The organism is Enterobacter sp. HMSC16D10, from assembly GCF_001807145.1.
Classification (GTDB): domain Bacteria; phylum Pseudomonadota; class Gammaproteobacteria; order Enterobacterales; family Enterobacteriaceae; genus Enterobacter; species Enterobacter roggenkampii.
In genome coordinates this window covers 1-2260 of record NZ_KV787879.1, presented here as the reverse complement: position 1 = coordinate 2260, position 2260 = coordinate 1, and the positions used below count along the sequence as shown (strand labels likewise).

Below are 2260 nucleotides of genomic sequence, written 5' to 3'. Positions count from 1 at the left end.
TGCCGTAAGCATCCAGCGCAGAGGTGGCCAGCGCCGCGCCTTCGCTCTGTCCCGACTTCCCTAAAGATAGTCAAAGTACGGTGGTTCACATCCAGTTAGATGTACCTTAAAGCTTGTCATCTCATTGCATCGCATATACTTTAGCCTTAGCCATAGTTCTTCCATCAGCCCTTGGTTATTCAATGTTTTTCGGAAAGAATTGCGGCGCAAAAAATCCCGCCAAAGATGGGCGGGACAAAATATAATCATTTGCCGGTCTACTCTGCTGAGTGTTGGATTTTAATTCTAGATATCACTCACTTATAACGGCTCTTTTCCAATCATCATCTTTTGAGTTCCGCCACGCACACCACCCTAAAGGGAGGTCTGCTAATATGGTAATAGAATGGTCAATGTTAACTATCTCTTGCAGACTAACTAAAACAGCATCATTTTCATTGACTGAATCAGAACTAATCACATGGAATTGCCAAGCCCCATCGTCACTGTCATGGGAAACATAAGCTATCCACTCTCCTGAGCTAATAATTTTTCTATTTGCAATAACAGCCATGTTTGGTGGCTCCGCAAACTTCCATACTGTATTATCCATTATTGACTACCTCACTTATTCGATTTTTGTCTGTTTTGTTCTCGAGACAAAATCTGAGCGTTTCCATAACTATTTGTACCTTGTCCAAGAGCTGAGTCAGCAGGATTTCCAGGCACAATATGATCGATTTGAGCTTCATTCAACGGAGGGGTTACTCCTGACTGGCTTTTTTTCGGCATGACTAATTCTTGACCATCAAGGTCTGAACGTAAAACCCCGCCATTACTATTCATCTTTTGTTGATAAATATTAGTTTTTTGAGCGCGTGTAAAATTCTTACCAGGTCCAACTGTTGGTGAATCCTTTAAATTTGAATAAGGGCCACGAATCGGAACTGCCCCAATGCCAAGACCAGCAGTTCCAGGAAGCGGCTTGCCATCTTCGTCAAACAACACTCCAGACCTAGCAATATTATAGGCTTTTGGGAGGCGGTCTCCATGCTCTTTCTCCAGCTCCTCCTCATCATGTCCAGGGCCCAGCGAGTTATTCTCCACAACAACTCAATCCGACACGATTATTAAGAACGAACAGGCATTTTCCCTGTACAGTCAGCAGGTTAAAACCTACTCTCGCAGGCGCGCTTTAGTGCTGTCAATATTTTGCCCCGACGCACCTTTTTTTCCTCACACCATTACCTTGCGAGAGCAAGCTACTTTTTCTCACGTACCTATTTTATTGATTTTCAATATATCTTTTCTTAATTCATTATCAATATCTGAAGTGTTTATTTTATTTATAATCATCTTAGCCTGTTCAAAACAATCCATATGATCTTTTAGATCCTCTACTTTTACTGTTGCCAGAGCTGCAATGAGTTCACCATCGTAATATTCTCCAGCCAATGGGTCTTCCTCCAATACTTGTAATACTCTTGGCATTAGCTGGTCGATAAAGAGATTCTGACGAATAGCACGACAAAGATCTTCTACGGACAGCTCTTCTATTGGTATATCAATGACACGTTCAAACCATTGTTCAAGCGATGATTTCTGAACAGAATCAGGTTTTAAATTTATTTTTCCTATCAACTTACGGAAAGTAATCATATCCCATGTCCTTTCAAGGCTGATTCAATTTTATTGATAGCATCTGTTGCGCGACCATATGCTGCTTGAGCTTCAGGATTATTAACATTTTTCAATGTGTCTGCATGATTCCTTAAGCCCCTGAGGGTATTTTGCATTTCCTGCATGTGATCCCAATATCCACCGCTTTCCTTAGGTACAGGGTTACCATCCATATCCTTAAGAGTTCCTGTGATATCATGATCTTTTAAAGCATTTTTTATAGTGTTATCGATCTTCTTGATAGCACTTTCTTGCTTTTGATTGAGTTTATCAACAGGCTTACTTTCTTGTTTTTCATGATCATCTTCTGGTGGAGTCGGAGAGCCTGACCCAGCTCCACCATATTCAGCCTTCTCGTTATCCGTCATGTTGCCGGCAACGTTGGGTTTCGATTCCTGATTTGAATCATCCGAAGAACATGCACGCCCAAAGCTACACTGAGTGGCTTTATCAACTGCATCAAACAGATCATCCACAGCTGACGCTATTTTGTCATTGGCGTTTTTGGTGACCTGATCTCCCGGGCTTACCGGAACCCCGGGAACAGGCACCGGAACCGGAGGTGCTACACCCAGCGAGTTATTCTCAACCTCCACCTTCG

4 protein-coding genes are annotated in these 2260 nt (G+C 42.4%); all 4 read right to left on the bottom strand.

Annotation, left to right across the window (positions count from 1 at the left end; translation table 11 throughout):
- Positions 1-292: 292 nt before the first annotated feature.
- Entirely contained in the window at positions 293-592 is a 300-nt protein-coding gene (locus HMPREF3143_RS12715; protein ID WP_024909326.1) for a hypothetical protein, read from the bottom strand.
- Between the two features lie 11 nt (positions 593-603).
- Complete coding sequence (locus HMPREF3143_RS25660) at positions 604-1086, bottom strand: HNH endonuclease family protein (protein WP_139145868.1); 483 nt, start codon at positions 1084-1086, stop codon at positions 604-606.
- 165 nt (positions 1087-1251) lie between these two features.
- Entirely contained in the window at positions 1252-1638 is a 387-nt protein-coding gene (locus HMPREF3143_RS12710; protein ID WP_070533271.1) for a contact-dependent growth inhibition system immunity protein, read from the bottom strand.
- On the bottom strand, positions 1635-2260 hold a 626-nt coding region (locus tag HMPREF3143_RS12705; protein ID WP_254668432.1), incomplete at its 5' end, for a polymorphic toxin type 28 domain-containing protein. The genes HMPREF3143_RS12710 and HMPREF3143_RS12705, both read right to left, overlap by 4 nt.

Coding starts and splice junctions, on each gene's coding strand:
- HMPREF3143_RS12715 (WP_024909326.1), bottom strand. CDS start 592: ATGGATAATACAGTATGGAAGTTTGCGGAGCCACCAAACATGGCTGTT.
- HMPREF3143_RS12710 (WP_070533271.1), bottom strand. CDS start 1,638: ATGATTACTTTCCGTAAGTTGATAGGAAAAATAAATTTAAAACCTGAT.